Annotated in this window: 18 protein-coding genes and 1 pseudogene; 13 read left to right on the forward strand and 6 right to left on the reverse strand. The window is 71.9% G+C overall.

The annotated features are described in order from the left end of the window. Positions 1 to 3 precede the first annotated feature (3 nt). The 4 genes from ACFVXC_RS14335 to ACFVXC_RS14350 are packed head-to-tail and all read left to right on the forward strand — an operon-like array spanning position 4 to position 4,023. Positions 4 to 1,002 (forward strand): FecCD family ABC transporter permease, encoded by a 999-nt coding sequence (locus tag ACFVXC_RS14335; protein WP_389905129.1) that lies wholly within the window; start codon positions 4 to 6, stop codon positions 1,000 to 1,002. After that, complete coding sequence (locus tag ACFVXC_RS14340) at positions 999 to 2,144, forward strand: FecCD family ABC transporter permease (protein WP_389905132.1); 1,146 nt, start codon at positions 999 to 1,001, stop codon at positions 2,142 to 2,144. The genes ACFVXC_RS14335 and ACFVXC_RS14340 overlap by 4 nt, the downstream gene beginning before the upstream one ends. Then, entirely contained in the window at positions 2,141 to 2,998 is an 858-nt protein-coding gene (locus ACFVXC_RS14345) for an ABC transporter ATP-binding protein (protein WP_389905133.1), read from the forward strand. The genes ACFVXC_RS14340 and ACFVXC_RS14345 overlap by 4 nt, the downstream gene beginning before the upstream one ends. Further along, positions 2,995 to 4,023, forward strand: coding sequence for an ABC transporter substrate-binding protein (locus tag ACFVXC_RS14350; protein WP_389905136.1), 1,029 nt, complete (start codon positions 2,995 to 2,997; stop codon positions 4,021 to 4,023). Before ACFVXC_RS14345 ends, ACFVXC_RS14350 begins: the two co-directional genes overlap by 4 nt. A 36-nt stretch (positions 4,024 to 4,059) precedes the next feature. Here ACFVXC_RS14350 and ACFVXC_RS14355 read toward each other — a convergent pair whose 3' ends face one another. Continuing rightward, positions 4,060 to 5,175, reverse strand: coding sequence for a hypothetical protein (locus ACFVXC_RS14355; RefSeq protein WP_389905139.1), 1,116 nt, complete (start codon positions 5,173 to 5,175; stop codon positions 4,060 to 4,062). A 177-nt stretch (positions 5,176 to 5,352) separates the two neighbouring features. Between ACFVXC_RS14355 and ACFVXC_RS14360 the strand changes: the two genes are divergently transcribed. Together ACFVXC_RS14360 and ACFVXC_RS14365 are read left to right on the forward strand one after the other, a co-directional pair. Continuing rightward, positions 5,353 to 7,992, forward strand: coding sequence for a helicase-associated domain-containing protein (locus ACFVXC_RS14360; RefSeq protein WP_389905141.1), 2,640 nt, complete (start codon positions 5,353 to 5,355; stop codon positions 7,990 to 7,992). Between the two features lie 101 nt (positions 7,993 to 8,093). After that, entirely contained in the window at positions 8,094 to 9,737 is a 1,644-nt protein-coding gene (locus ACFVXC_RS14365) for a DNA repair helicase XPB (RefSeq protein WP_249589228.1), read from the forward strand. Here the strand turns inward: ACFVXC_RS14365 and ACFVXC_RS14370 are convergent. Then, positions 9,658 to 10,764, reverse strand: a pseudogene (locus tag ACFVXC_RS14370) (glycosyltransferase 87 family protein); the annotation flags it as partial. The gene ACFVXC_RS14365 and the pseudogene ACFVXC_RS14370 sit on opposite strands and share 80 nt — an antisense overlap. Before the next feature lie 833 nt (positions 10,765 to 11,597). Here ACFVXC_RS14370 and ACFVXC_RS14375 point away from each other — a divergent pair. From ACFVXC_RS14375 to ACFVXC_RS14385, 3 genes are all read left to right on the forward strand, one after another. Continuing rightward, positions 11,598 to 13,640 (forward strand): HelD family protein, encoded by a 2,043-nt coding sequence (locus ACFVXC_RS14375; protein WP_389905144.1) that lies wholly within the window; start codon positions 11,598 to 11,600, stop codon positions 13,638 to 13,640. Positions 13,641 to 13,793: 153 nt separating this feature from the next. After that, positions 13,794 to 15,116, forward strand: a complete 1,323-nt coding sequence (locus ACFVXC_RS14380; RefSeq protein WP_389905147.1) for an MFS transporter — start codon at positions 13,794 to 13,796, stop codon at positions 15,114 to 15,116. An 82-nt stretch (positions 15,117 to 15,198) separates the two neighbouring features. Next, complete coding sequence (locus tag ACFVXC_RS14385; RefSeq protein ID WP_389905150.1) at positions 15,199 to 15,792, forward strand: TetR/AcrR family transcriptional regulator; 594 nt, start codon at positions 15,199 to 15,201, stop codon at positions 15,790 to 15,792. Between the two features lie 223 nt (positions 15,793 to 16,015). Here the strand turns inward: ACFVXC_RS14385 and ACFVXC_RS14390 are convergent, their stop codons facing one another. From ACFVXC_RS14390 to ACFVXC_RS14400, 3 genes are all read right to left on the reverse strand, one after another. Next, complete coding sequence (locus tag ACFVXC_RS14390) at positions 16,016 to 16,597, reverse strand: DUF2165 domain-containing protein (protein WP_389905153.1); 582 nt, start codon at positions 16,595 to 16,597, stop codon at positions 16,016 to 16,018. Between the two features lie 87 nt (positions 16,598 to 16,684). Then, complete coding sequence (locus tag ACFVXC_RS14395) at positions 16,685 to 17,374, reverse strand: copper homeostasis protein CutC (RefSeq protein ID WP_389905155.1); 690 nt, start codon at positions 17,372 to 17,374, stop codon at positions 16,685 to 16,687. Between the two features lie 197 nt (positions 17,375 to 17,571). Continuing rightward, positions 17,572 to 19,890: a heavy metal translocating P-type ATPase gene (locus tag ACFVXC_RS14400; protein WP_389905158.1), complete on the reverse strand. Its 2,319-nt coding sequence runs from the start codon at positions 19,888 to 19,890 to the stop codon at positions 17,572 to 17,574. 189 nt (positions 19,891 to 20,079) lie between these two features. On the opposite strand from ACFVXC_RS14400, the gene ACFVXC_RS14405 reads away from it, so the two are divergent. Together ACFVXC_RS14405 and ACFVXC_RS14410 are read left to right on the forward strand one after the other, a co-directional pair. Next, positions 20,080 to 21,075 (forward strand): hypothetical protein, encoded by a 996-nt coding sequence (locus ACFVXC_RS14405; RefSeq protein ID WP_389905160.1) that lies wholly within the window; start codon positions 20,080 to 20,082, stop codon positions 21,073 to 21,075. A gap of 130 nt (positions 21,076 to 21,205) precedes the next feature. Beyond that, entirely contained in the window at positions 21,206 to 21,763 is a 558-nt protein-coding gene (locus ACFVXC_RS14410; RefSeq protein WP_389905163.1) for an SMI1/KNR4 family protein, read from the forward strand. A 135-nt stretch (positions 21,764 to 21,898) separates the two neighbouring features. Here ACFVXC_RS14410 and ACFVXC_RS14415 read toward each other — a convergent pair whose 3' ends face one another. Further along, positions 21,899 to 22,570, reverse strand: a complete 672-nt coding sequence (locus ACFVXC_RS14415; protein WP_389905165.1) for a maleylpyruvate isomerase family mycothiol-dependent enzyme — start codon at positions 22,568 to 22,570, stop codon at positions 21,899 to 21,901. A 73-nt stretch (positions 22,571 to 22,643) separates the two neighbouring features. Between ACFVXC_RS14415 and ACFVXC_RS14420 the strand changes: the two genes are divergently transcribed. Both ACFVXC_RS14420 and ACFVXC_RS14425 read left to right on the forward strand, forming a co-directional pair. Next, a complete protein-coding gene (locus tag ACFVXC_RS14420; protein WP_389905167.1) occupies positions 22,644 to 23,282 on the forward strand; it encodes a hypothetical protein in 639 nt (212 codons plus the stop codon). A gap of 20 nt (positions 23,283 to 23,302) precedes the next feature. Next, positions 23,303 to 24,382 carry a GNAT family N-acetyltransferase gene (locus ACFVXC_RS14425; protein ID WP_389905169.1) on the forward strand — a complete coding sequence of 360 codons (1,080 nt, stop codon included), beginning with the start codon at positions 23,303 to 23,305 and terminating at the stop codon, positions 24,380 to 24,382. The last annotated feature ends 6 nt before the right edge of the window (positions 24,383 to 24,388 follow it).

The following is a 24,388-nucleotide window of genomic DNA, read 5'->3' on the forward strand; positions in this document are numbered from 1 at the left end:
CCGATGCGTGTGCCAGCCAGACGCGCTGTCGCGATGACGGCGGCCGTCGTGGCACTGCTGCTCGCGGTCCTGTTCAGCCTCTCCGTCGGCGCCCGCGCGATCGCGCCCTCCGCTGTCGTCGACGCGCTCCTGCACGGCGGGCACAGCGACGCCGCCGAGGTCATCCGCGAGATGCGGGTGCCGCGCACGCTCATCGGCCTGATGGTCGGCGCCGCGCTCGCCCTCGCCGGCACCGTCCTTCAGGGCATCACCCGCAACCCCATCGCCGACCCCGGCATCCTCGGCGTCAGCCAGGGCGCGTCGGTGGGCGTGGTCATGGCGATCGCGTTCGCGGGCGTGCACACCCTGACCGGGTACGTCTGGTACGCCTTCGTCGGCGCGGGCATCGCGTCCGTCGCGGTGTACGCGATCGCCGCGAGCGGAAGGGGCGGGGCGACCCCCGTGAAGCTCGCCCTGGGCGGCGCCGCGATCAACGCGCTCCTCGTCTCCCTGACCACCGCGGTCCTCACCACCAAGGCATCGGCCCTGGACGAGTTCCGCTTCTGGCAGGTGGGCTCGCTCGCCGGGCGCGACGCGGAGATCGTCGGGCAGATCTGGCCGTTCCTGCTCGTGGGGCTCGTTCTCGTGCTGTCCGTGGCCCGGGGTCTCGACGCGCTCGCCCTCGGCGAGGACGTGGCCAAGGGCCTCGGGCAGAAGGTCGCGACCGTGCGGATCGTCGGAGGGCTCGGGGCGACCGTGCTCACGGGGGCGGGCGTCGCCGCCGCCGGGCCCATCGCGTTCATCGGGCTCGCGGTCCCGCACATCGCTCGCGCGATCGTGGGCAGTGATCATCGCTGGGTGCTGCCCATGGCCGCTGTCCTGGGGCCGGTCATGCTGCTCGTCTCCGACACCGTGGGGCGCGTCGTCTTTCCGCCGAGTGAGGTGCCCGCCGGGGTGATGACCGCGCTCATCGGGGTGCCGTTCCTTGTGACCCTGGTGCGCCGGAAGGCGGTCGCGGCATGACCGACCGTGGTGGGCAGGCGCTCCGCGGGGCGGGACGGGTGGGCACGACCACCGCGGCGGGGCGGCCTGCGAAGCAGCGCCCCGCCGGGTACGCGGTCCTACGGCTCGGCAGAGCCGCGTTCCTGATACACCGCAGGGCAGCTGCGATCGCCGTGCTCCTGACGCTGCTCCTGGCTGTCGGCTGCCTCGCCTACCTCTGCGTGGGCGAGTCCTTCGTCCCGCCCGGCGAAGTCCTGAAGGTTCTGACGGGGCGACCGTCACCGGACGAACTGGTCGTGGGAACGCTGCGCGAACCCCGTCTGGCCGTGGGCCTCCTCGTCGGCGCGGCCTTCGGCGTCGCGGGCGGGCTCATCCAGACCGTCGCCCGCAACCCCCTGGCCAGCCCCGACATCATCGGCATCAGCCAGGGTGCGAGCGCCCTGACGGTGGGAGCGATGACCCTCGGGGTCACCTCCGCCACCGTCCTGCCCTGGCTCTCGGTGCTCGGCGGCATCGCCGCAGCCGCTCTCGTGTACGTCTTCGCCTGGCGCGGCGGCCTGCACGCCACCCGCTTCGTACTCATCGGCATCGGCTTCGCGATCGCCCTGCGGTCCATCACCACGCTCTTCATGACCAAGGGCGACTATCTCGTCGCCCAGCAGGCGCAGATCTGGATGACGGGCTCGCTCAACGGCCGTGGCTGGGCGGAGGCCGGGCCGCTCGCCCTGGCCCTGCTCGTCCTGCTCCCGTTCGTGTTCTGGGCCGCCCGCGCCCAGCGCTCGGTGACCATGGACGACGACACGGCGACCGCGCTCGGGGTGCGCCTGGGGCACGTACGCCTCGGTCTCGTCCTGCTCGGCGTCGTCCTCGCCTCCGTGGCGACCGGCGCCGCGGGCCCCGTCGACTTCGTGGCGCTGCTCGCCCCGCAGATCGCCCGCCGGATGACCCGCACCGCGCAGATCCCGCTGCTCTGCTCGGCGCTGCTCGGTTCGCTGATCATGGTCGTCGCGGACTTGCTGGCCCGGCGTCTCTTCTCGCCGACCGAGCTGCCGGTCGGGGTTCTCACGGCGGCCGTCGGAGCCCCGTACCTGATCTGGCTGATCGTCACAAGCCACGGCGTCCGCTCCGGCAGCCGTTCCGTCGGAAATGGAGGCACCCAGTGACCGCCGCCCGCCTCAGCGCCCGCGAGCTGACCCTCGCCTACGAGGACCGCGAAGTCGTGCACGAGCTCGACCTAGCGATCCCCGACGGCAAGGTCACGGTCATCGTCGGCCCCAACGCCTGCGGGAAGTCGACGACCCTGCGCGCCCTCGGCCGCCTCCTCAGGCCCAAGAGCGGCGCCGTGCTGCTCGACGGCGACGCGCTCGCCAAGCTGCCGACCAAGAAGATCGCCCAGCAGGTCGGGCTGCTCCCGCAGACGCCGGTCGCCCCCGAGGCCATCACCGTCGCCGACCTCGTCGCGCGCGGGCGCCAGCCGCATCAGCACTGGTGGCAGCAGTGGTCCGACGAGGACGAGCGGGCCGTGACGGAGGCGATGGAACGCACCGACATCGCCGCCATCGCCGAACGGTCCGTGGACGAGCTTTCGGGCGGTCAGCGCCAGCGGGTGTGGATCGCGATGGCCATCGCGCAGGAGACGGACATCCTGCTCCTGGACGAGCCGACGACGTATCTGGACATCGCGCACCAGGTGGAGGTGCTCGATCTGGTCCGGCAGTTGGCCGCGCCCGCCCCGGACGGCGAGCGGGGGCGGACCGTGGTCGTGGTCCTGCACGACCTCAACCAGGCCGCCCGGTACGCCGATCACCTCGTCGCCATGAAGGCGGGCCGGATCGTCGCCGAGGGCGCGCCCGCCGATGTCGTCACCGAGGATCTCGTACGCGAGGTGTTCGGTCTGGAGTGTGTGGTGGTACCGGATCCGGTGACGGGGTCGCCCCTGGTCGTCCCGGGGGCTCCGTGGGTCGCCCAGTCGCGCCCGCACCCCTCGTCCGACCGGAAGGCGGCCCCCAGGCCATGACCACCAAGATCGCCATGATCGCCATGCCAGGTGCGGTGAATCGCCGCCGTGCCCTCGCCGCAGGGGCCCTCGCCCTCAGCGGCGCGCTCGCGCTCTCCGCCTGCGGCTCGTCGGACTCCTCCGACAGCTCCGGCTCGGGCTCCGGCTCCGGCTCTGGCTCCGGCTCTGGCAGGACGCACGTCGTCAAGACCGCCATGGGAGACGTGAAGGTCCCGGTCGCCCCCGAGCGGGTCGTCGTCCTCGACACGGCCGAGCTGGACTCCGCGATCACGCTGGGCGTCAAGCCGGTCGGCTCCACGCACGTCGAGGCGTCGTCGGGCTTCCCCGGCTACCTGCCCAAGGACGAGGTCAGCGGCATCAAGGACGTCGGCGAGATGCTGGACCCGAACATGGAGGCCATCGCGGCCCTCAAGCCGGACGTCATCCTCACCAGCAAGATCCGGCACGCCGCGAAGTACGACCAGCTCAGGCAGATCGCGCCGACGGTGATGACGGAGAACACCGGCTACCCCTGGAAGGAGAACTTCCAGGTCCACGCCGACGCCCTGGGCAAGAAGGCCGAGGCGAAGAAGGTCGTCTCCGACTACGCCGCGCACGCCCGGGAGGTCACTGCTGCCGTCGGCGGTCCGGAGAAGGCCGCGGCGACGAAGGTCAACGTCGTCCGCTTCGTGGAGGGCGCGGACATCCGCGTCTACGGCGAGCGGACGTACATCGCCACGCTCCTCAAGGACGTGGGTCTGGGCCGCCCGGCCATCGCGGCCAAGGCCAAGGACGGCTTCTCGTACGACGTGTCGCCCGAGAAGATCGACCTCGCCGACGCCGACGTCATCTTCCGTTCCACGTACGGCGACCCGAAGAAGGCCAAGCAGACGCAGACCGTCGGCAGTGGCCTGTGGAAGAACATGGACGCGGTGAAGAAGGGCCACGTCCACACCGTCGACGACGAGCTGTGGATCCAGGGCATCGGTTACACGGCGGCGAACAGGATCCTGGACGAGATGCGTACGGACCTGACGCGGCCGTAGTCGCAGCCGTAGTCGCGGCCGTAGTCGCAGCAGTAGTTACTGTCGCCGCTGCGATCTCCACAGGAGGTAGAGCGCGGAGGCGACGGCCGCGCCGCGTACCACCCACGGCCCGGTCTCGGCCATCGCGTCGCTCATGTGGCCGTCGACGATGGGATCGCCCCAGCGGCGATCGCTCCTGCCCCACAGCCAGGTGATCCCGGCGGCCACGGAGAGTACCGGCATGCCGATGACGGCCCACTTCGCCTCGGCGCGGCTCAGCCTGCGCGAGGTGTAGGCGAGGAGCCAGCCACCACCGAGGGCGAGCCAGTTGCCGAGGATGGCGCCGACGGTGAGCAGGGCCGCGGCGAGCAGGAGGAGGGGGTTGGTGAAGCGGGGCGCGGCCGGGGCCACGGCTGCCGCCGTGGGGCGGCGGATGCGGATGCGGCGACGGCGCGTCGCAGCGGGCTCGTCCTCCTCCCACTCCTCTTCCTCATCCTCCCCGTCTTCCCCCTCTTCCTCCTCTTCCTCCGCCTCTTTCACGTCCTTTTCGAGGCGCTTCTTCGGCGGGGGCTTGAGGATCTCCGGGATCTCTACGCCGCCGGTGAAGCCCGGCACGCTGTCGCCGAGGCCGAACGGGCTGCTGTCCGTTCGCCACCAGTCGGGCTCCGAGCCGCCATCACCGAGCTCGTCCGTGCCCGCCAGGTGCGGCGGGGACGGCCCGGGGTCCTCCTCGGGCAGCTCCGGCCTCTCCGCCGCCGGGCGGGGGCGGGGAACCACGCGGCGCAGGCGCTTGGCGCGTTCCTTCGGCTCCCTCTGCTCCCTCGGCTCTCTCGGCTCCGTCTGCTCCGTCTGCTCCCTCTGCGCCCTCGGCTTCTTCAGCTTCTGGGTGCGCTGAGTGGGGACGGCGGGGCGGGATTCTGTGCCTGTGCCTGCGCCTGCGCCTGTGCTCGTGTTCGCCGCTTCGACCAGGTCCTCGGGGCTGCCGAGGCGGTCCAGGATGCGGCGTATCGCTGCCGGGCTGTCGGCCGCCGTCTTCGCCCGGCTCCGGTCGATCTCGTTCCGCAGCTCGGAGACCAGACGCATGCGGGTCCCTGACGGCAGTTGGCACTGCTGAGCCAGGTCGCCGACGCGGCTCAGATAGTCGAAGACGAGCTGATCGCTCTCGATCCCCACGAAGTCCCCTCCGGGGCGGCCCCGTTGACGGCCCGCCCGTTGTACCCGGTGGGTCGACGGTATCGCGTCCGCCGGAGAGCGGGGCCCGGGGGACGCGGCACGGCCGTACGGACATCCGGCGCGGCCCCGCCCCGCAACCGGAGCGACACCGCAACCCGAACCGCTACGGTGAGCGTGATGAGCACCGACGAGCAGCCCCAGCGCCCAGCGGACACCCCCCGGTCCCTCGCCGAGGCACTCCGCTCCCGTGACGACGCGTCCCTCGGCGCGCTGCTCCGAGCCCGCCCCGATCTGCTCACGCCGGTCCCGAACGACCTCACCCAGCTCGCCACCCGCGCGGCCACCCGCGCCTCCGTGGTCCGCGCCCTCGAACGTCTCGACCGGTTCTCCCAGCAGGTCGCCGAGGCGCTCGCCGTGGCACCGGAACCGGCGACGTACGAAGAACTGCACGCACTCGTCGCCGGAGACGAGGGAAGCGGCGGCGACGAGAGCGGCGCGGGAGGCGCGGGAAGCGGCGCCGCCGTGGAGGCCGCGCTCGGCCGCGCCCTGGGCACCCTCCGTGAGCAGGCCCTCATCTGGGGCGCCGAAGACCGCCTCCGCCTGGTCCGCACCGCACGCGAACTCCTCGCCCCCGCCCCGCAGTACCCCTCGCCCACCGGTCTCGGCCCGACCGTCGCCGAGGCCACCGCGGGCATGTCGCCGAACCGCATTCAGGACATCGTGGCGGCGGCCGGGCTCCCCTCGACCCACGACGCGGTCTCCGCGGTGCGCTCGCTCACCGAACTCTTCACGGACCGCACACGGATGTCGGCGCTCCTCGACGAGGCGCCCGCCGAGTCCGTCGAGGTGCTCTCGCGGCTCGTCTGGGGCCCGCCGTACGGCCAGGTGACCGCCGATCCGGCGCGCCACCTGCGCTGGCTCCTGGACCGCGGCCTGCTGCTCCCGACCTCGCCGGGCACGGTCGTCCTCTCCCGCGAGGCGGCCCTGCATCTGCGCGCGGGCCGCGCGCACCGGGTGCTCGAACCGGTGCCGCCGGCCGTCGACGCGCTGCGCGAACACCGTCCACAGGTTGTGGACGCGGCGGCGGCGAGCCAGGCGTACATGGCGCTCGACACCGTCGAGGAGCTCCTGAAGGACTGGGACGAGGGCGGCCCCACGGTCCTTCGCGCGGGCGGCCTGAGCGTGCGCGACCTGAAACGGACGGCGGTGGCCCTGGACGTTCCGGAGCCGGTGGCCGCGTTCTGGGTCGAACTCGCCTACGCGGCGGGCCTTGTGGCCCCGGACGGCGAGGCGGACGAGCGGTACGCGGCGACACCCGCGTACGACGACTGGCAGGAACTGCCCGCCGCCCAGCGCTGGTCCGTCCTCGCCACGGCCTGGCTGACGGCGACCCGCACCTCGGGCCTGATCGGCGGCCGCGACGGCAAGGACCGCACGCTGTCGGCCCTCGGCCCGCACCTGGACCGCTCGTCGGCGCCGGAGATCCGGCACCGGGTGCTCACGCTCCTCACCACGCTGCCGGACGGCGCGAGCCCGACGCCGGAGTCGATCCTCGCGCGTCTGCGCTGGGAGCGACCGCCGCGGGGCTCGGCCGGGGGCGGCGCCTCCGCGGGCGGCGTGTCCACCGGCCCCTCGTCCGGCGGGGCGCCCATGGAACTGCGGGCCCGGATCGCCCAATGGACCTTGAACGAAGCGGAGTTGCTCGGCGTCACAGGGCGCGGCGCGCTGTCCGCGCACGGACGCGCGCTGCTCGGCTCCGAGAGCGGTGAGGGTTCGGCGGAGGCGGGCCCAGGCGCGGGCTCGGGCACAGGCACAGGCACGGGCACAGGCACAAGCACAAGCACAAGCTCAGGATCCGCCCACCCCTCCCCCGCCGAACTCGCCGCGTACGGTGCACGGGCCGCCCGGCTCCTCGCGCCGCAGCTCCCCGAGCCGCTCGACCACGTGCTGCTCCAGGCCGACCTCACGGCCGTGGCCCCTGGCCCCCTCGACCGGCCCCTCGCCGAGACCCTCTCCGTGCTCGCCGACGTCGAGTCGAAGGGCGGGGCGACCGTGTACCGGTTCACGCCCGGCTCCGTGCGGCGGGCGCTCGACGCCGGGAAGTCCGCGTCCGACCTGCACGCCTTCCTCGCCGCGCACTCCCGTACGCCGGTCCCGCAGCCGTTGGCGTACCTCATCGACGACGTCGCCCGTAAACACGGCCACCTGCGGATCGGCGCCGCCTCCGCGTACGTGCGCTGCGACGACGAGGCGCTCCTGAACGAGATCCTCGCCGACAAGCGCTCGCAGGGCCTGCGCCTGCGCCGTCTCGCGCCGACCGTGCTCGCCGCCCAGGCCGACCCCGGGTCGCTCCTCGAAGGACTGCGGGGGATGGGCTTCGCGCCCGCCGCGGAGAGCGCCGAGGGAGACGTACTGATCACGCGGGCGCACGCCCACCGCTCGCCGCCCCGCACCGCGCCCGAGCCGGTCCACGACGGCCCGCCCCTCGCCGACTCCACGCTGACCGGCGCGGCCGTACGCGCCATCCGCGCGGGCGATCTGGCGTCGACCGCCCCCCGCAAGGCGGCCCCGGAGGCGGGCGACGCGCTGCCCCGCACGACGGCGGCGGAGACCCTCGCCACGATGCAGGCCGCTGTCCTGACCAACGAGGCGGTCTGGATCGGCTACGTGAACGCCGAGGGCTCGGCCAGCCAGCGCGTGATCGCCCCGATCCGGGTGGAGGGCGGCTTCGTGACGGCGTACGACCACACGGCGGACGAGGTCAGGACGTACCCCTTGCACCGGGTCACGGGAGTCGCGGAACTGGCGGACGACTAGGGCGGGCCCTGGGCCGCCCGCCCCGGCCGACGGCTGGGGCAGGAACGTATTGGCGCGCCATGCGGCACACTGGACGTTTGGCTTACCGAAAGGGTGCGCGCGTGAATGGTCCCCTGATCGTCCAGTCGGACAAGACTCTCCTGCTCGAGGTCGACCACGAGCAGGCCGACGCCTGCCGCCGTGTCATCGCGCCCTTCGCGGAGCTGGAGCGTGCTCCCGAGCACATCCACACCTACCGCGTGACGCCGCTGGGCCTGTGGAACGCCCGTGCGGCGGGGCACGACGCCGAGCAGGTCGTGGACGCCCTTGTGGAGTTCTCGCGCTACCCCGTGCCGCACGCGCTGCTCGTGGACATCGCCGAGACGATGGCGCGCTACGGACGCCTCACCCTCTCCAAGCACCCCACGCACGGCCTTGTCCTGACCACCACCGACCGGCCGGTCCTGGAAGAGATCCTGCGGTCCAAGAAGGTGCAGCCGCTCGTCGGGGAGCGGGTGGACGCGGACACCGTCGTCGTCCACCCGTCCGAGCGCGGGCAGGTCAAGCAGACCCTCCTGAAGCTGGGCTGGCCCGCCGAGGACCTCGCCGGGTACGTCGACGGCGAGGCGCACCGGATCGAACTCGCGGAGGACGGCTGGGCGCTGCGTCCGTATCAGAAGCAGGCGGTCGAGGGGTTCTGGCACGGCGGCAGTGGCGTGGTCGTACTGCCCTGTGGCGCGGGCAAGACGCTGGTCGGGGCCGGTGCCATGGCCGAGGCCAAGGCGACCACGCTGATCCTGGTGACCAACACGGTCTCCGCCCGGCAGTGGAAGCACGAGCTGATCAAGCGGACCTCGCTGACCGAGGAGGAGATCGGCGAGTACAGCGGTACGCGCAAGGAGATCCGCCCCGTCACCATCGCCACGTATCAAGTCCTGACAACGAAGCGCAAGGGCGTCTACCCGCACCTTGAGCTCTTCGACTCCCGGGACTGGGGCCTGGTCATCTACGACGAGGTGCACCTGCTTCCCGCCCCCGTCTTCAAGTTCACCGCCGACCTCCAGGCCCGGCGCCGCCTGGGCCTGACGGCCACGCTGGTCAGGGAGGACGGCCGCGAGTCGGACGTCTTCTCGCTGATCGGGCCGAAGCGGTTCGACGCTCCGTGGAAGGAGATCGAGGCGCAGGGGTACATCGCGCCCGCGGACTGTGTCGAGGTGCGGGTCAACCTGACGGACTCGGAGCGGCTCGCGTACGCCACTGCCGAGGCCGAGGAGAAGTACCGCTTCTGCGCCACGACGGCGACGAAGCGAAAGGTGACGGAAGCGCTGGTCAAGAAGCACGCGGGCGAGCAGACCCTGGTCATCGGCCAGTACATCGACCAGCTGGACGAGCTGGGCGAGCACCTGGACGCGCCTGTCATCAAGGGCGAGACGACGAACGCGCAGCGCGAGAAGCTGTTCGGGGCGTTCCGGGAGGGCGAGATCTCCGTTCTCGTCGTCTCGAAGGTCGCGAACTTCTCGATCGACCTGCCCGAGGCTACGGTCGCGATCCAGGTGTCGGGGACGTTCGGCTCCCGGCAGGAAGAGGCACAGCGGCTCGGTCGCGTGCTGCGTCCGAAGGCCGACGGTCACGAGGCCCGCTTCTACTCCGTCGTGGCCCGGGACACGATCGACCAGGACTTCGCGGCGCACCGGCAGCGGTTCCTCGCCGAGCAGGGGTACGCGTACCGGATCGTGGACGCGGACGAATTGCTGGCGGACAACTGAGGGCCGCGAGGGCTGTGAGTGCTGTGAGCGCTGTGAGCGCTGTGAGCGCCAGAACGAGCAGGGGGTAGGGCGAGGCCAACGGCTGCTGCCAGAGAGGCAGCCGCAGGTCGAGGTCGCCCCGGTGCGGGACGAGCCACAGGGTGCGGGCCGTGAAGAGGGCCGCCACCGCCGAGGCCAGGCGGGGGCGGCCCTCCGCCATGAGCAGGGTCAGCAGCGGTACGCACCAGATCCAGTGGTGGGACCAGCTGATGGGCGAGACGAGGAGCGCGGTGGCCGCGGCCAGGAGGACGCCGCGGGGTTCGCTTGAGGTGCGGCTCGCGAGCCACATCCCGGTGACGGCGACGAGGGTGGCGGGGACGGCCCACAGGAGTCCCGGGTGCGGGTCGTGGGCCACGCGGGCGATGAGCCCCTGAAGCGACTGGTTGTCGACGATCCACGCCTTGCCGACGCGGCCCGTCTCGAAGATCCGGTGGGTCCAGAAGTCTGCGCTGGCGGCGGGGAGAGCCAGTGCGCCGAGCGCGACGGTTCCGGCGAGCGCCGCGGTGGCGGTCACCCCTTCGCGTACGCGCCCGGTGAGGAGGAGATACGCGATGAAGACCGCCGGGGTGAGCTTGACCCCGGCGGCGACACCGATGGCGAAGCCCTTGCCCACGGCACCGGGGGGCCTGGTCAGATCCCAGAGGATCAGACAGGCGAGGGCGAGATTGATCTGCCCGAAGAGGATGGTCTGGAAGACGGGCTCCAGCCAGAGGGCGAGGGCGGTGCCCGTGAGGAGGGGGGCGAGTCGGGTGGGGAGACCGGCGAGGCGGCAGGAGAGGTGGATCAGGAGTACGAGGAGAGCGATGTTCCCCGCGATGAAGGCGAGCTTGAGGGCGGGGAGGGGGAGCCAGGTGGTCGGTACGAAGAGGATGGCGGCGAACGGGGGGTACGTGGCGGGGAGATCCCACTCGGTGACCGTGAACCCGTAGAGATCACCTCCGTCGGCCACGGCGGCCCCTTCGGCTCGGTAGACGAGGGTGTCTGCCATGGGGATGTGCTGGGTCAGGCAGAGGGTGGCCAGGGCGGCTAGGGAGAGGGCCAGGAGGAGGAGGAGGGCGGCGGCGGATGCTGGCGCGGGGGTATTTACGGTGCGTGACTTTGTGCTCACCCTGGGTTGCTTCACGGCGGCGACTTTAGTGGACCGCGGGGGCCGCTCATCCGGGGGCGGGGCCGCGCCGGTATGTCCGTCCTCGCCATCCGCCAGTGGGCGCCTGTCTGCTTCGGCGGGGGAGTGCCGCGAACCGTGCTCCGGGCGGAAATACCGACACGTCCCCTCACGTCTCGATGCCGACTGCGGGCGGATGATGGTCGGCTCACCGCCCTCACCGCCCTCGCCGCCCTCGCCGCCCTGTGCTTGTTCGCCCACGGGTGAGACGCGGGCCAATCGGGCGGGTGGGCGGGAAAGCTCGTTCGTCGAGGTAAGACGCGGGGCAATCGGGCGGGCGGGCGGGAAAGCTCGTTCGTTCAGGTGAGACCCGGGGCAATCGGGCGGGTGGGCGGGAGAGCTCGTTCGTCGAGGTAAGGCGCGGGGCAATCGGGCGGGCGGGCGGGAAAGCTCGTTCGTCCAGGTGAGACCCGGGGCAATCGGGCGGGCGGGCGGGAAAGCTCGTTCGTCCAGGTAGGACCCGGGGCAATCGGGCGGGTGGGCGGGAGAGCTCGTTCGTCCAGGTGAGGCGCGGGGCACCCCAGCCCCCGGGAGGAAAACCGGTGGCCCCTCCACGCGGGGGAGGCATAAGATGCCCGGTCTGCCCGCGTGGAACGCGGTCGCCGGCCGGACGGAAACCGGCCGGCCCAGAACCCGCACCCAGGCCGGAGGCAACCGTGCATGCCCGCCCCAACCCTCTCTCCCACGAGCAGTCCCACCTCTCGGCGTCCCGCTCGGCCCTGAGAGCGATGCGCGAGGACGCCGAGGCACTCGACATCCGCGACGTCACCGCGAACTGGGTGAACGCCGCCGTCCTGCAGAGCCAGATCGACGAGCGGATCAAATCCCTCGCCGACCTCTCCCACACCCCCCTCTTCTTCGGCCGCCTCGACTACCTCCACGCCCCCGGCGCCGACCAGGCGGAAGGCGCCGAGGGCGAGCAGTTCTACATCGGCCGGCGGCATGTCCACGACGCCGACGGCGACCCGATGGTCATCGACTGGCGCGCCCCCGTGTCACAGCCCTTCTACCGGGCTTCCAAGAAGACGCCGATGGACATCGCCCTGCGACGGCGGTTCGGTTACACGGGCGGCGACCTCACCGCGTACGAGGACGAACGCCTCAGCGACGCCGACGAGGTCGAGCGGACCAGCAAGCTGCTCCAGCAGGAGATCGAGCGGCCCCGCGTCGGCCCGATGCGCGACATCGTCGCCACGATCCAGCCCGAGCAGGACGAGATCGTACGGAGCGGGCTCGGCGGATCCGTCTGCGTGCAGGGCGGTCCCGGTACCGGCAAGACCGCCGTCGGCCTGCACCGCGTCGCCTACCTCCTGTACGCCCACCGGGAGCGCCTGGCCAGGACCGGCACCCTGGTCATCGGCCCCAACAAGTCGTTCCTTCACTACATCGAGCAAGTGCTCCCCGCACTGGGCGAGTTGGAGGTGAAGCAGGCCACCGTCGACGATCTCGTCTCGCACGTCGAGGTGCGGGGCACCGACGAGGCGCCCGCAGCCGTCGTCAAGGGCGACGCCCGCATGGCCGAAGTACTGCGAAAGGCCCTGCGGTCTCACGTGGGTACGCCGAGCGAGCCCCTCATGGTGGTGCGCGGGTCGCGGCGATGGCGCATCCCCGCGTACGAACTCGAAGAGCTCGTGGCCGAGTTGCTCGCCCGCGACATCAGGTACGGAGCCGCCCGCGACGCCCTGCCGCAGCGCATCGCGCACGCCGTGCTCGTGCAGATGGAGCGGGCGGGCGAGGCCCCGGACGACCGCGTACAGGACGCGGTGGCCCGCAACCCCGCCGTGAAGGCCGCCGTCAAGGCCGTGTGGCCGCCCGTCGACCCCGCCAAGCTCGTGCTGCGGCTGCTCTCCGACGCCGATTTCCTCGCCGAGCACGCGGAGGGGGTCCTCGACCCCGACGAGCAGAAGCTCATTCTCTGGGCGAAGCCCGTACGCGGCGTCAAGGCCGCCAAGTGGTCCGCCGCCGATGCCGTGTTGATCGACGAGGCGAGCGACCTCGTCGCCCGGACCCACTCCCTCGGGCATGTCGTACTCGACGAGGCGCAGGACCTCTCCCCCATGCAGTACCGGGCGGTGGGCCGTCGCTGCACCACCGGATCCGCCACCGTCCTCGGTGACCTCGCACAGGGCACCACCCCCTGGGCCACGCGGAGCTGGGAAGAGGCGCTGGGGCATCTGGGGAAGGGCGAGGCCGTGGTGGAGGAGCTCACCGCGGGCTTCCGTGTGCCCCGGGAGGTGATCGCGTTCGCCTCGCGACTGCTTCCCTCCATCGCGCCCGGCCTCGCCGAGGTCAAGTCCGTGCGTGAGTCGGCCGGTTCGCTGGTGGTGCGGCGCGTGGAGGATCTCGAAGCCGCCTCCCTCGAAGCCTGCGTCGAGTCCCTCCGCCACGAGGGGTCCATCGGCCTCATCGCGGCCGACGCGCGCGTCCCGGCGCTCGCCGAAGCCCTCGACGCGGCCGGGATGACGTACCTCTCGCCCGGCGAAGAGACCACCCCCGACACCCGGCTCACACTCGTACCCGCCTCCCTCGCCAAGGGACTTGAGTACGACTACGTGGTCCTCGACGAGCCCGCCGCCGTGGTCGACGGCGAGCCCGACGAGCGGACCGGCCTGCGGCGGCTGTACGTCGCCCTGACCCGCGCCGTCTCGGGGCTCACCGTCGTCCACGCGACCGAACTGCCGGAGCAGCTCGCCCGCTAGACGATCGGTTCCAAGGGGTCGGTGGCCATAGGCGGCCACCGAGCGCGCCCCGAGTGACGCTCGCCTCTCCCGGTTGACCTGAGTAGACCTGTCTGTCTAGCATGACTCGCGATTAGACAGACAGGTCTACTCAAACTTCGGACGGGAATGGTCATGACGAATCTCTCGGTCGTCCCGGCGTCCAAACCGGCGCGCGCCTCGGATGCGGCGCCCGCCGACGCCGGATCCGCTTCCGGATCCGACTCCGCTGCCGTATCGGCGCGGGGCACGCGGCTGCCGCCGAACGTGGCGCTGTACGTACTCGCCTCGATCACTATCTCGTTCCTGGCGGCCTCCAGCGCGCCGACCCCGCTCTACGCGGTCTACCAGGCCGAATGGGGCTTCGACCCGATCACCACCACCGTGGTCTTCGGCGTCTACGCGATGGCCGTGCTGCTCGCGCTGCTCACCATGGGCAAGCTCTCCGACCACGTCGGCAGGCGGCCGATACTGCTGGCCGCGCTGGCGGCGCAGGCCGCCTCGATGATCGTGTTCGCCACCGCCGACGGCGTGCCGGGGCTGATGGTCGCCCGGATCGTCCAGGGCCTGTCGACCGGCGCCGCGCTCGGCGCGATCGGGGCGGGGATAATGGACATCGACCGGTCGCGCGGCACGATCACCAACGCGGTCGCCCCGGGCATCGGCACGGCGACCGGCGCGCTGGTCTCCGGCCTCGTCGTCCAGTTCCTGCCCGCGCCCACGCATCTGGTCTACCTCGGACTGCTGGCCGTCTTCGTCCTCCAGGCCGTCGCCGTCACGCTGATGACGGAGACGGTGACCCGCAAGCCGGGGGCACTGGCCAGCCTGGCGCCGGAGATCAAGCTGCCGCGCGCCGCACGCCACCCGATGCTGGTGGCCGCGCCGGTACTGTTCGCCGTCTGGGCGCTGGCCGGGCTGTACGGGTCACTCGGTCCGTCCCTCGCACGGCAGTTGACCGGTTCCAGGTCCGAAGTCCTCGGCGGGCTGAGCCTGTTCGTGCTCGCCGGGGTGGCCGCCGTCTCGGTGCTGGTCCTGCGGAAGGCGGCCACCCGGACGGTGATGCTCACCGGCATCCTCGCGCTGATCGCCGGGGTGGCCCTCACCCTCGTCTCGATCCGCGATTCCTCCCCCACCGGCTTCTTCGTCGGCACCGCCATCGCGGGCGTCGGCTTCGGCAGCGGGTTCCAGGGCGGCATCCGTACGGTGATGCCGCTGGCCCGGCCGCACGAGAGTTCCGGGGTCCTTTCGCTGCTCTTCATCGTCTCCTACCTGGGCATGGGGGTGCCCGCCGTGATCGCCGGGTTCCTCGTCGTCCACGCGGGCGGACTGACCGCCACCGCGCAGGAGTACGGCGTCGCCGTGATCGTCCTCGCGGCGTTCGCGCTGCTCGGGCTGTTGCGCGGCGGTCGGGACAGGGCGGCGGTCCTGCACGGCGAGCGGGTCGGCGGCAACACCTGAGGGGTGGCCTCCGGCCGGGACTCGGCCGAAGGAGCGCGGTCGGCGCATAATGTAGACAGACCTGTCTGAAGGAGTGACCGTCATGGCGAGTGTCCAGAGCACCGCGAAGCCGTCGGCGCGTGAGCGCCTGCTCGCCGCCGCGAACGAGCTGTTCTACGCCGAGGGCGTGCAGAGCGTCGGGATCGACCGGGTCATCGAGCACGCGGGCGTGGCCAAGGCGTCGCTGTACAACACCTTCGGCGGCAAGGAGCAGCTCGTCCGGGCGTACCTCGACTCCCGGCACGCGGCCACCACCGACCGGATCACCCGGGCCGTCGCGGAGCGCGACACGCCCCGCGAGCAGATGCTGGCGGTCTTCGAGTCCCAGGGGCGGCAGTTCGACCGGCCCGACTTCCGCGGCTGCGCCTTCATCCGCGCCGGCGCCGAGGCCGGCGCCGGCGGGCTGGTCCAGGAAGCGGCAGAGGCCTTCCGCGGCTGGCTGCGCGAACTCTTCACCCGCCTCGCCGTCGAGGCCGGCGCCGCCGCCCCCGAGGCCCTGGGCCACCAGCTCCAACTCCTCTACGACGGCGCCGGCGTCTCCGCCCTGATGGACCACGACTCCACGGTGGCCGCGACCTCCCGCGCGGCGGCGACCGCCCTGATCACGGCGGCGACGGGCGCATCCGCCGAGGCATGAGCGGCGCTCGGCACGCACGCGGGCACGGGAGCGCGAGCGTGAACCACCCGGTGCGCCAGGGCTGCCGACGTGGCGTCGGCGGAGCGGCCCGGCCCGACGCGCCGGGCCGCCTGCGCCGGTCGGGCCCGGTCCGCGGACGGTGCGCCGCAGCCCGCTCGGCCGACGTCCGTCCGCCGGTGTCCCGAGGCAGCACCACCAGCTGATCGAAGTTGGGCACGGGTCGTCAGGACCCGCTTCCCCCGGGGCCGGGCGCGGGACCGTCCGCCGGGGCGTCGGCGGACGGCAGGTGCGTGACGACGAGCACGATGCCCGCGAGCGTCACGATCCGCGTGGCCGCGTCCAGACCGTTCCAGTCCTCCGACTGCCACATGGCGAACCATTCGCCGCCGATGCCGATGAATCCCACCCCGAACAGGACGAGGACCATCAGCAGGCCGACCGTGCCCGCCCTTCGGGCCCGGCGCAGCCCCTGGGGGCGGCGCAGGGCACCCGCCCACAGGGCCGTCGCCGTGAGCAGGACCAGTGCGGCCAGGGTCTCCCAGACGATGATCCCGATGTACGCGGTGTCCTGCAGCGCGGTGGACCCTATGGCGCGCCACATCAGGTCGTCGTCCTTGAAGGTGGTGTCCATCGCCAGGACATGGCGCACGAACTGCTGGTTGCTGTCGAAGTCGGTGATGTTCCCGAACGCGACGAGTGCGATGTAGAGCGCCACCGTTCCGGTGAGCAGCGTCGCGGCAACGGGCAGCGTCCCTGCCGCGAGTATCCGGTCCGCGCGACGCGTCTTGTCCGCCGGTGTCGGCATGAAGTCCCCCTCTTTGTCCGACCTTTGTCCGACCAGTTGTATCGCGTCACGCGGGGAACGTGATCAGGCACCCCGGGCGGAAAGGGATCAGGCGTCCACTGCCGCCCGCCACCGGGCGACGGCCTCGGCGCAGACCGGTGCCGTCCAGCCGCCTGGCCGCGAGGCCCCACCGATGTGGAAGGCGTCGGCGCCCGCCGCCTTCAGCTGCGGAAGGTGGTCGAGGCGGAGGCCGCCGCCCACCAGGATCTGCTGCTCGTAGCCCGGTTCGCCGGACCGCGCGGCCTCGGCGGACAGCGTGGGCAGGCCGTCGTCCACGCCGGTCGCCGAGCCCGCGGTGAGGTAGGTGTCGAGGCCGGGCAGGTCCGCGAGCTGCTTGCGCAGGGCGTCGCGGTCGGGGGTCCGGTCGATGGCCCGGTGGAACGTCCAGCGGCAGCCGTCGAGCACGTCCACCAGCGCTTCCACCGCGGCCAGGTCGGGTCCGCCGGCCTCGTCGAGGAAGCCCAGTACGAACTCGTCGGCGCCCGCGCTCCTGAGCTCGCGCGCACGGCGTACGAGAGCGTCGACGTCACCCGCGTCGAAACCGTCCGCGAGGCGCAGCATCACGCGCAGGGAGATGTCCACGGCGGCACGGATCTCGGCGAAGGTCTCGCGGGACGGGGTCAGGCCGTCCGCGGCCATGTCGGTGACCAGCTCGAGGCGGTCAGCGCCTCCGGCCTGGGCGGCGACGGCGTCCTCGGCGTCGAGGGCGATCACCTCCAGGACTGCACGCTTGCTCATGGATGTCTTCCTTCGGGTCCGGGTCCGGGGTCGCGGCCGCGACCGCACACAGGTCTAGTCCAATTACCCAGCCTACGCGCAGATCACCCCGGCGCGCCCCAAGCGCACCAGGGTGATCGAAAAGTCATGTACACGTCGTACTCGCCGAAGGTTGGGCCCCGCGCCCCCAGCCGTTCAGCCGAGCGGGTCCACCCCCCTCAGCCGAGCGGCTTGAACCCCCTCAACCGCAGGCTGTTGCCGACCACGAAGACCGAGGAGAACGCCATCGCGGCGCCCGCGATCATCGGGTTCAGGAGACCGGCGGCGGCCAGCGGCAGCGCGCCCACGTTGTAGGCGAAGGCCCAGAACAGGTTCGACTTGATCGTGCCGAGGGTGCGGCGCGAGAGGCGGATGGCGTCGGCCGCCGCGCGCAGGTCGCCTCGTACGAGAGTCAGATCGCCCGCCTCGATCGCGGCGTCCGTGCCCGTGCCCATCGCCAGGCCCAGGTCGGCCTGGGCGAGGGCGGCGGCGTCGTTCACGCCGTCGCCGACCATCGCCACGCTCCGGCCCTCCGCCTGGAGCCGCTTCACCACGTCGACCTTGTCCTGCGGCATGACCTCCGCGATCACGTCACCAGGGGCGATGCCCACCTCGGCGGCCACCGATGCCGCGACCGCCTTGTTGTCGCCGGTCAGCAGGATCGGGGTCAGACCGAGGGCGTGCAGGCGCTCGATCGCCTCGGGGCTCGTGTCCTTCACGGCGTCGGCGACCTCCAGGACCGCGCGCGCCTCGCCGTCCCAGGCGACCGCGATGGCCGTACGTCCGGCCGCTTCCGCCTCCGCCTTCGCCCGCGCCAGCTCGACCGGGAGCCGTATCGACCACTCCGCGAGGAGCGCCTCACGGCCGACCAGGACCGCGTGCCCCTCGACGACGCCCTGGACACCCAGGCCCGCCACGTTCGCGAAGCCCTCGGGGGTGGGCAGCGCGCCGACCCGTTCGGCCGCGCCGGTGGCCACCGCCTGGGCGATGGGGTGCTCCGAGGAGTGCTCCAACGCGCCCGCGAGCCGCAGGACTTCTTCCTCACCGACGCCCTGCGCGACACGCGTGGCGAGCAGGGTCATCTTGCCGGTGGTGACGGTGCCGGTCTTGTCCAGGACGATCGTGTCGACCTTGCGGGTCGTCTCCAGGACCTCCGGGCCCTTGATCAGGATGCCGAGCTGGGCGCCGCGTCCGGTGCCGACCATGAGGGCGGTCGGCGTCGCGAGCCCCAGGGCGCACGGGCAGGCGATGATCAGTACGGCGACGGCCGCGGTGAAGGCCGCCGTCAGACCCGAGCCGTTGCCGAGCCAGAAGCCGAGGGTGGCGACGGCGAGCGCGATGACGATGGGCACGAAGACCGCCGAGATCTTGTCGGCGAGGCGCTGGGCCGCCGCCTTGCCGTTCTGCGCGTCCTCGACGAGCTTGGCCATGCGGGCGAGCTGGGTGTCACCGCCGACGCGGGTGGCCTCGACGAGCAGGCGTCCGCCGACGTTCAGCGTGGCGCCGGTGACGGAGTCGCCCTCGGCGACCTCGACCGGCACGGACTCGCCGGTGAGCATCGAGGCGTCCACGGCCGACGCCCCCTCGACGACCTTGCCGTCGGTGGCGATCTTCTCGCCGGGCCGTACGAGGAAATGGTCGCCGACCTTCAAGTCGCCGACCGGAATGGTCTCTTCACGGCCGCTGTCACGCTCTCCCCCACGGATGACGGTGACGTCCTTGGCACCCAGCTGGAGCAGCGCCTTCAGGGCCGCGCCCGCCTTGCGCTTGGAGCGGGCCTCGAAGTAGCGACCGGCGAGGATGAAGGCGGTGACGCCCGCCGCGGCCTCCAGGTAGATGTTCCCGGCGCCGTCCGTGCGGGAGATGGTCAGCTCGAAGGGGTGGGTCATGCCGGGTGTACCGGCCGTGCCGAGGAACAGCGCCCACAGCGACCAGATGAACGCGGCCGACGTGCCGACCGAGATCAGCGTGTCCATCGTCGCCGCGCCGTGCCGCGCGTTCGTGAACGCGGCCTTGTGGAAGGGCCAGGCCGCGTACGTCACGACCGGCGCCGCCAGGGTCAGCGACAGCCACTGCCAGTACTCGAACTGCAGGGCCGGGACCATCGCCATCGCGATGACGGGGACGGAGAGCAGGACCGCCGCCGTCAACCGCTCACGCAGGGGCCGCAACTCCTCGTCGGCCTGCCGATCCCCGTCCGCCGCCGAACCCTGCTCCGTCTCCGTACGGGCCGGGGCGGGCTCCTGCGCGGTGTAGCCGGTGGCCTCGACCGTGGCGATCAGGTCGTGGACGGCGATGTCCTGGCCGCGGTAACTGACCTTGGCCTTCTCGGTGGCGTAGTTGACGGTCGCCTCGACGCCGTCCATGCGGTTGAGCTTCTTCTCGATCCGGGCCGCGCACGAGGCGCAGGTCATGCCACCGATGGCGAGCTCTACTTCTGCCACCTCGGTGGTGCCAGGTGCGCCGGGTGCGCCGGATGTACCGGATGTGGTGGACATGTCTGCGGGCTCCTTGGGGGCGGGGTACCCGGGGTGGGTACCCCCGATAAGATCCATGTATACCCCTGGGGGGTACTGAACGCAAGGGAGGATCGCGGCTTGACTTCATACCCTAGGGGGGTATCTTCGGAATGCGCGAGGAGCGGCGACCGCCCTCCTCCTCCCCCTTCTCGTCTCCCGGGAGCCGTCATGAACACCGGACTGAAGATCACCGCCTTCGCCGCCGCTGTCGCCGCGACCTTCGGCACCGCGTACGGAGTGGGCCGGGGCGTCGACCCCGTGACCTCGCAGAAGAAGCCCGCGAGCGAGCACGGCGGGCACGGCGGGCGCACGGGCGAGAAGGAGGGGTCGGGGCACGCGGCCACCGTGCCCGGCGGTCTGCAGATCTCCGAGCGCGGTTACACGCTCGACCTGAAGACCTCCCGCATCGATGCCGGGAAGCGCGAGGAGCTGCGGTTCGCGGTGGTCAAGGACGGCACGGGCGGGGCAACGGGCAAGAACGTCACCGCATACGAGAGGGAACACGGCAAGGAGCTGCACCTCATCGTCGCCTCACGCGACCTGACGACCTACCGCCACCTGCACCCGACCCTCCCCCAAGCTCTTAAGGAGCAGGGAGGCACCCCCATGGCGGACGGCACCTGGTCGACGCCGGTCGAGCTCCCGGAGGGAGGCGACTACCGCGTCTTCGCCGACTTCAGGCCCAAGGGCGCGAAGGAGGGCCTGACGCTGGGGGCGGACCTGGCGGTGGCGGGGACGTACGCGCCGAAGAAGCTGCCGGAGCAGAGCGCGAAGGCGTCGGTCGACGGCTACGAGGTCAGCCTCAAGGGCGAGTTGAAGCCGGGGAGGTCCAGTGACGTGACCCTGAGCGTGGAGAAGAACGGCAAGCCGGTCACCGACCTCCAGCCCTACCTGGGCTCCTACGGTCACCTGGTCGCCCTGCGCTCAGGCGACCTCGCCTACCTCCACGTACACCCCACAGGCGAACCCGGCGACGGCAGGACCACCCCGGGCCCCGACGTCTCCTTCATGGCCACGGCCCCCAGCGCGGGTTCGTACCGCCTGTTCCTCGACTTCAAGCACGAGGGAAAGGTACGAACGGCGGCGTTCACGGTCCACTCGGGGGCTGTCCAGCCGGGACACGGGGATGAGACTGCCCCGAAGCCGGACGACCACCAGCACTAGGGCCTGGCCGACGGAGTCCTGAGCAGCTGTTTCGAGGGCCGGGTTGCCGCAGAGTCAGCACACGCTTCGATTGTCAGTGGATCGTGTGAGGCTTTCCGAGACCCACCGTTCTCATCATCGGAGTTCTGGAATGACGACCTCTTCACCCCTGACGGTCGCGGAATGGCGCGCGTTCCTCAGCGACTTCAACGCCAGGCACATCAACTCGGACGAGGTCCGTGAGGCCATCGAGGACCAACGCCAGGTCATCAGCGAGGAGCGGCTGGAGGCCGGGTGGGCCGGCGCCGAACCGGCGGGCGAGGAAGCGATCGTGGCCGCCGAGGAGCGGCTCGGGACGAGGCTTCCCCTCTCGTATCGAAACTTCCTCCAAGCCAGTGACGGCTGGGAGGACATCGGGTCCGTCGACCTGTTCCAGGTCGGGGACATCGGCTGGTTCGCCGACCTGGAGGCCGACCTCATCGAAGCGTGGTCGGACAGCGACTCGTTCGTAAACCAGCTCGCCATACTCAAGCGGTGCCTGCTGATCGGCGACGACGACGGCGGCAGCGGCTGCTACTGGCTGCTGCACGCCGACAGCGTCGCGGAGAACGGCGAGTGGACCGCGTATGTGTGGTGGCCCGGTGACGGTGACGACCCCGAGCCCTACCACGACTTCGCCGCCATGGTGCGGGAAGCAGTGCACTCCTAGGTCCTAGGTTCGGCTGATCATGGTCGGAGCCCCTCGGTTCGGGGACAGCGTGCTTGATCTGGCGTCTTCGCAGGTAGCGGCGGTTGCGGCGTGAGCTCACCACGCCGCTCCCACGCCACCCCACCTCTCCCCTCCTCAGCTGAAAACCCCCAGGTCAGCCTCCTTAGCCCCCGCGAGTTCATACCGCGTCCCCGTCAACGGCCGCCCCGCGCTGAGGCGAATCAGCGTCGGCGCATCCCCGATGTACCGCGCGGGCGGCGCGGTGCCACCGGCCGCGCCGAGCAGCAACGGCTCATCCCGCCCGTCAATGTCCGCGTGCAACGCCACCGAGTCCACCGCCTTGCTGTGCGCGGCGAGCAACAGCAGCGCGTCCGGGAGCCCGGGCCCGCCATAGGCCCCCGGCCGGCCCCACGCCTCGCGGACATCCCCCGCGTGCACCCACTCCCCCAGCGCGACGCCGTCGAGGCGCCCCTTGGACCGGGCGATCAGCGGCCCCGCCTCCGTCATCCCGCGCTCCAACTCGTCCACCACACGGGAGTTGGACCAGTCGGCGCGCTCGGCGATGTCACGCTCGTTGCTCTCCGGCGAGTACACGCCCTTCTCGAATCGGCTCTCGACCACCCGCATCAGCGCGGAGCCGCAGTGCGCGAGCACATGGCGCACCGTCCAGCCGGGACAACAGGTCCGGATGCCGTACGCGGCATCGTCGGCGTCCCTCAACAGCGGTATCAGCGCGTCGCGTTCGGTGCGCAGGAGTCGGCCGGGGCGCTCGGGGTCGTACGTCTCGTCAGTCGTCGTGGTCGTCATGGCCGCAGCCAACCCTGTCACCGCCGCGCATGGCAACGGGGAAACGGCAAAGTCAGGCGTCTAGGGTCGCCCCATGGCCGACGACAAGGAACTCCGCGCCCGCTGGCACGCGACCCTGCTCCACGCGAGCGCGGGAACCCCCGACCCCGCGCCCTACGCGGACAACCTGCTCGCGCGCTGGGCCGAGCCGCAGCGGCGATACCACACCACCGCCCACCTCACGGCGGTCCTCGACCACATCGACGTACTGGAGGAGCACGCCGAGGACCCCGAGCTGGTACGGCTCGCGGCCTGGTTCCACGACGCGGTGTACGCGCCCGACCGCTCCGAGAACGAGGAGCGCAGCGCTCGGCTCGCCGAACGCGCCCTCCAAGAAGCGGGGTTGACGCCCGGCGCGACGGCGGAGGTGGCCCGCCTGGTCCGTCTCACCGTCACCCACGACCCCGCCGAAGGCGACCACAACGGCGAGACGCTGTGCGACGCCGACCTGGCGATCCTGGCCGCCGCCCCTGACGCGTACGCCGCGTACGCCGCCGCCGTACGCGAGGAGTACTCCTTCGTGCCGGACGAGGACTTCCGCGCGGGCCGTGCGGCGGTACTCCGCCAGCTCCTGGAACTGCCGAGGCTGTACCGCACCCCGTACGGGACCGCGGAGTGGGAGGACCCCGCGCGCGCGAACCTGGCGACGGAAATTGATCTGCTCGGCGCCTGACGCTCCCGTACGCTCCCCGCATGCTTTCCATGGGTGGGGACCAGGTCGAGGAAGCCGCGGCGCACGCGGCGAAGGTGCTGCGTGCCGTGGTGGGGCTCGACTGGGGCGTCAAGGCGGACGGCCTGGACTGGAGCTGCCTGGAGACGGCCGAGCACGTCGCCGGAGTCCTCGTCGCGTACGCCGGACAGCTGACCGGCCGGGCGACCGACGGGTGGGTCCCCTTCGAGATGGCCTTCGACGAGGGCTCGGGTCCCGATGACGCGATCCGCGTCATCGAGTCGGCCGCCGGCCTGGTGTCGGCGGTGGTGCGGACCACGCCGCCGGGGGTCCGGGCCTACCACCCGTACCCGCACGGCAGCGCGGACGCGACGGGCTTCTCGGCGATGGGTGTCGCCGAACTGCTGCTCCACACGTACGACATCGCGCAGGCGCTCGGCGTGGACACGGAGCCGCCCGCCGCCCTGTGCGAGGCGGTGCTCGCCTGGCTCTTCCCGCAGGTACAGCCCGCGCGTACGCCATCGGACCAGTGGGCGACGCTGCTCTGGGCCACGGGCCGCCGCGCTCTGCCGGGGCGCCCGGCGCGCGACCGGTGGCGTTGGCACAACCCCCTGGAGATCCCCGCCGGGCGGATCGTCCTGCGGGAGGTTTCCCCCGCGGCGGCGGCCGATCTCGCCGTGGGCGGTACGGGGGGTCTGACCTGGATCGAGGGCGGGCCCTTCGACGGGACGCGGACGGCCGCGGAGATGATCACCAAGGCCTACGCGTCCGGCGTCCACCGGCCCGAGTGGGGCATGTTCGCCCTGGTCCGGGTGGAGGACGAGATCACCGTCGGCGGGATGGGCTTCCACGGTCCGCCGGACGAGGAGGGTGTCGCCGAGGTCGGCTACGACCTCGCGGTCGGCGCACGGGGCCGGGGTTACGCCTCCGAGGCCCTGGTCTCCCTCTCCGAGTGGGCCCTCGCCCGGCCCGGGGCGTCGTCCCTCCTGGCCATCGTCGAACCGGAGAACACGGCGTCCCAGGCGGTGGTCGCCCGCGCGGGATACGTCCGCGTCTCGGACCGCGAGGACCTGCGCGCGTACGTGCGGAGCGCCACCGCCTAGGCCGCC

This window comes from Streptomyces sp. NPDC058257, assembly GCF_042881845.1.
Lineage (GTDB): Bacteria > Actinomycetota > Actinomycetes > Streptomycetales > Streptomycetaceae > Streptomyces.

Excerpts from the sequence above, each read along its gene's own strand:
- ACFVXC_RS14390 (WP_389905153.1), bottom strand. The coding sequence starts at position 16,597 with ATGCCGACACCGGCGGACAAGACGCGTCGCGCGGACCGGATACTCGCG.
- ACFVXC_RS14405 (WP_389905160.1), top strand. The coding sequence starts at position 20,080 with ATGAACACCGGACTGAAGATCACCGCCTTCGCCGCCGCTGTCGCCGCG.
- ACFVXC_RS14340 (WP_389905132.1), top strand. The coding sequence starts at position 999 with ATGACCGACCGTGGTGGGCAGGCGCTCCGCGGGGCGGGACGGGTGGGC.
- ACFVXC_RS14425 (WP_389905169.1), top strand. The coding sequence starts at position 23,303 with ATGCTTTCCATGGGTGGGGACCAGGTCGAGGAAGCCGCGGCGCACGCG.
- ACFVXC_RS14360 (WP_389905141.1), top strand. The coding sequence starts at position 5,353 with ATGAGCACCGACGAGCAGCCCCAGCGCCCAGCGGACACCCCCCGGTCC.
- ACFVXC_RS14335 (WP_389905129.1), top strand. The coding sequence starts at position 4 with ATGCGTGTGCCAGCCAGACGCGCTGTCGCGATGACGGCGGCCGTCGTG.
- ACFVXC_RS14420 (WP_389905167.1), top strand. The coding sequence starts at position 22,644 with ATGGCCGACGACAAGGAACTCCGCGCCCGCTGGCACGCGACCCTGCTC.
- ACFVXC_RS14385 (WP_389905150.1), top strand. The coding sequence starts at position 15,199 with ATGGCGAGTGTCCAGAGCACCGCGAAGCCGTCGGCGCGTGAGCGCCTG.
- ACFVXC_RS14395 (WP_389905155.1), bottom strand. The coding sequence starts at position 17,374 with ATGAGCAAGCGTGCAGTCCTGGAGGTGATCGCCCTCGACGCCGAGGAC.
- ACFVXC_RS14415 (WP_389905165.1), bottom strand. The coding sequence starts at position 22,570 with ATGACGACCACGACGACTGACGAGACGTACGACCCCGAGCGCCCCGGC.
- ACFVXC_RS14410 (WP_389905163.1), top strand. The coding sequence starts at position 21,206 with ATGACGACCTCTTCACCCCTGACGGTCGCGGAATGGCGCGCGTTCCTC.
- ACFVXC_RS14380 (WP_389905147.1), top strand. The coding sequence starts at position 13,794 with ATGACGAATCTCTCGGTCGTCCCGGCGTCCAAACCGGCGCGCGCCTCG.
- ACFVXC_RS14400 (WP_389905158.1), bottom strand. The coding sequence starts at position 19,890 with ATGTCCACCACATCCGGTACATCCGGCGCACCCGGCGCACCTGGCACC.
- ACFVXC_RS14350 (WP_389905136.1), top strand. The coding sequence starts at position 2,995 with ATGACCACCAAGATCGCCATGATCGCCATGCCAGGTGCGGTGAATCGC.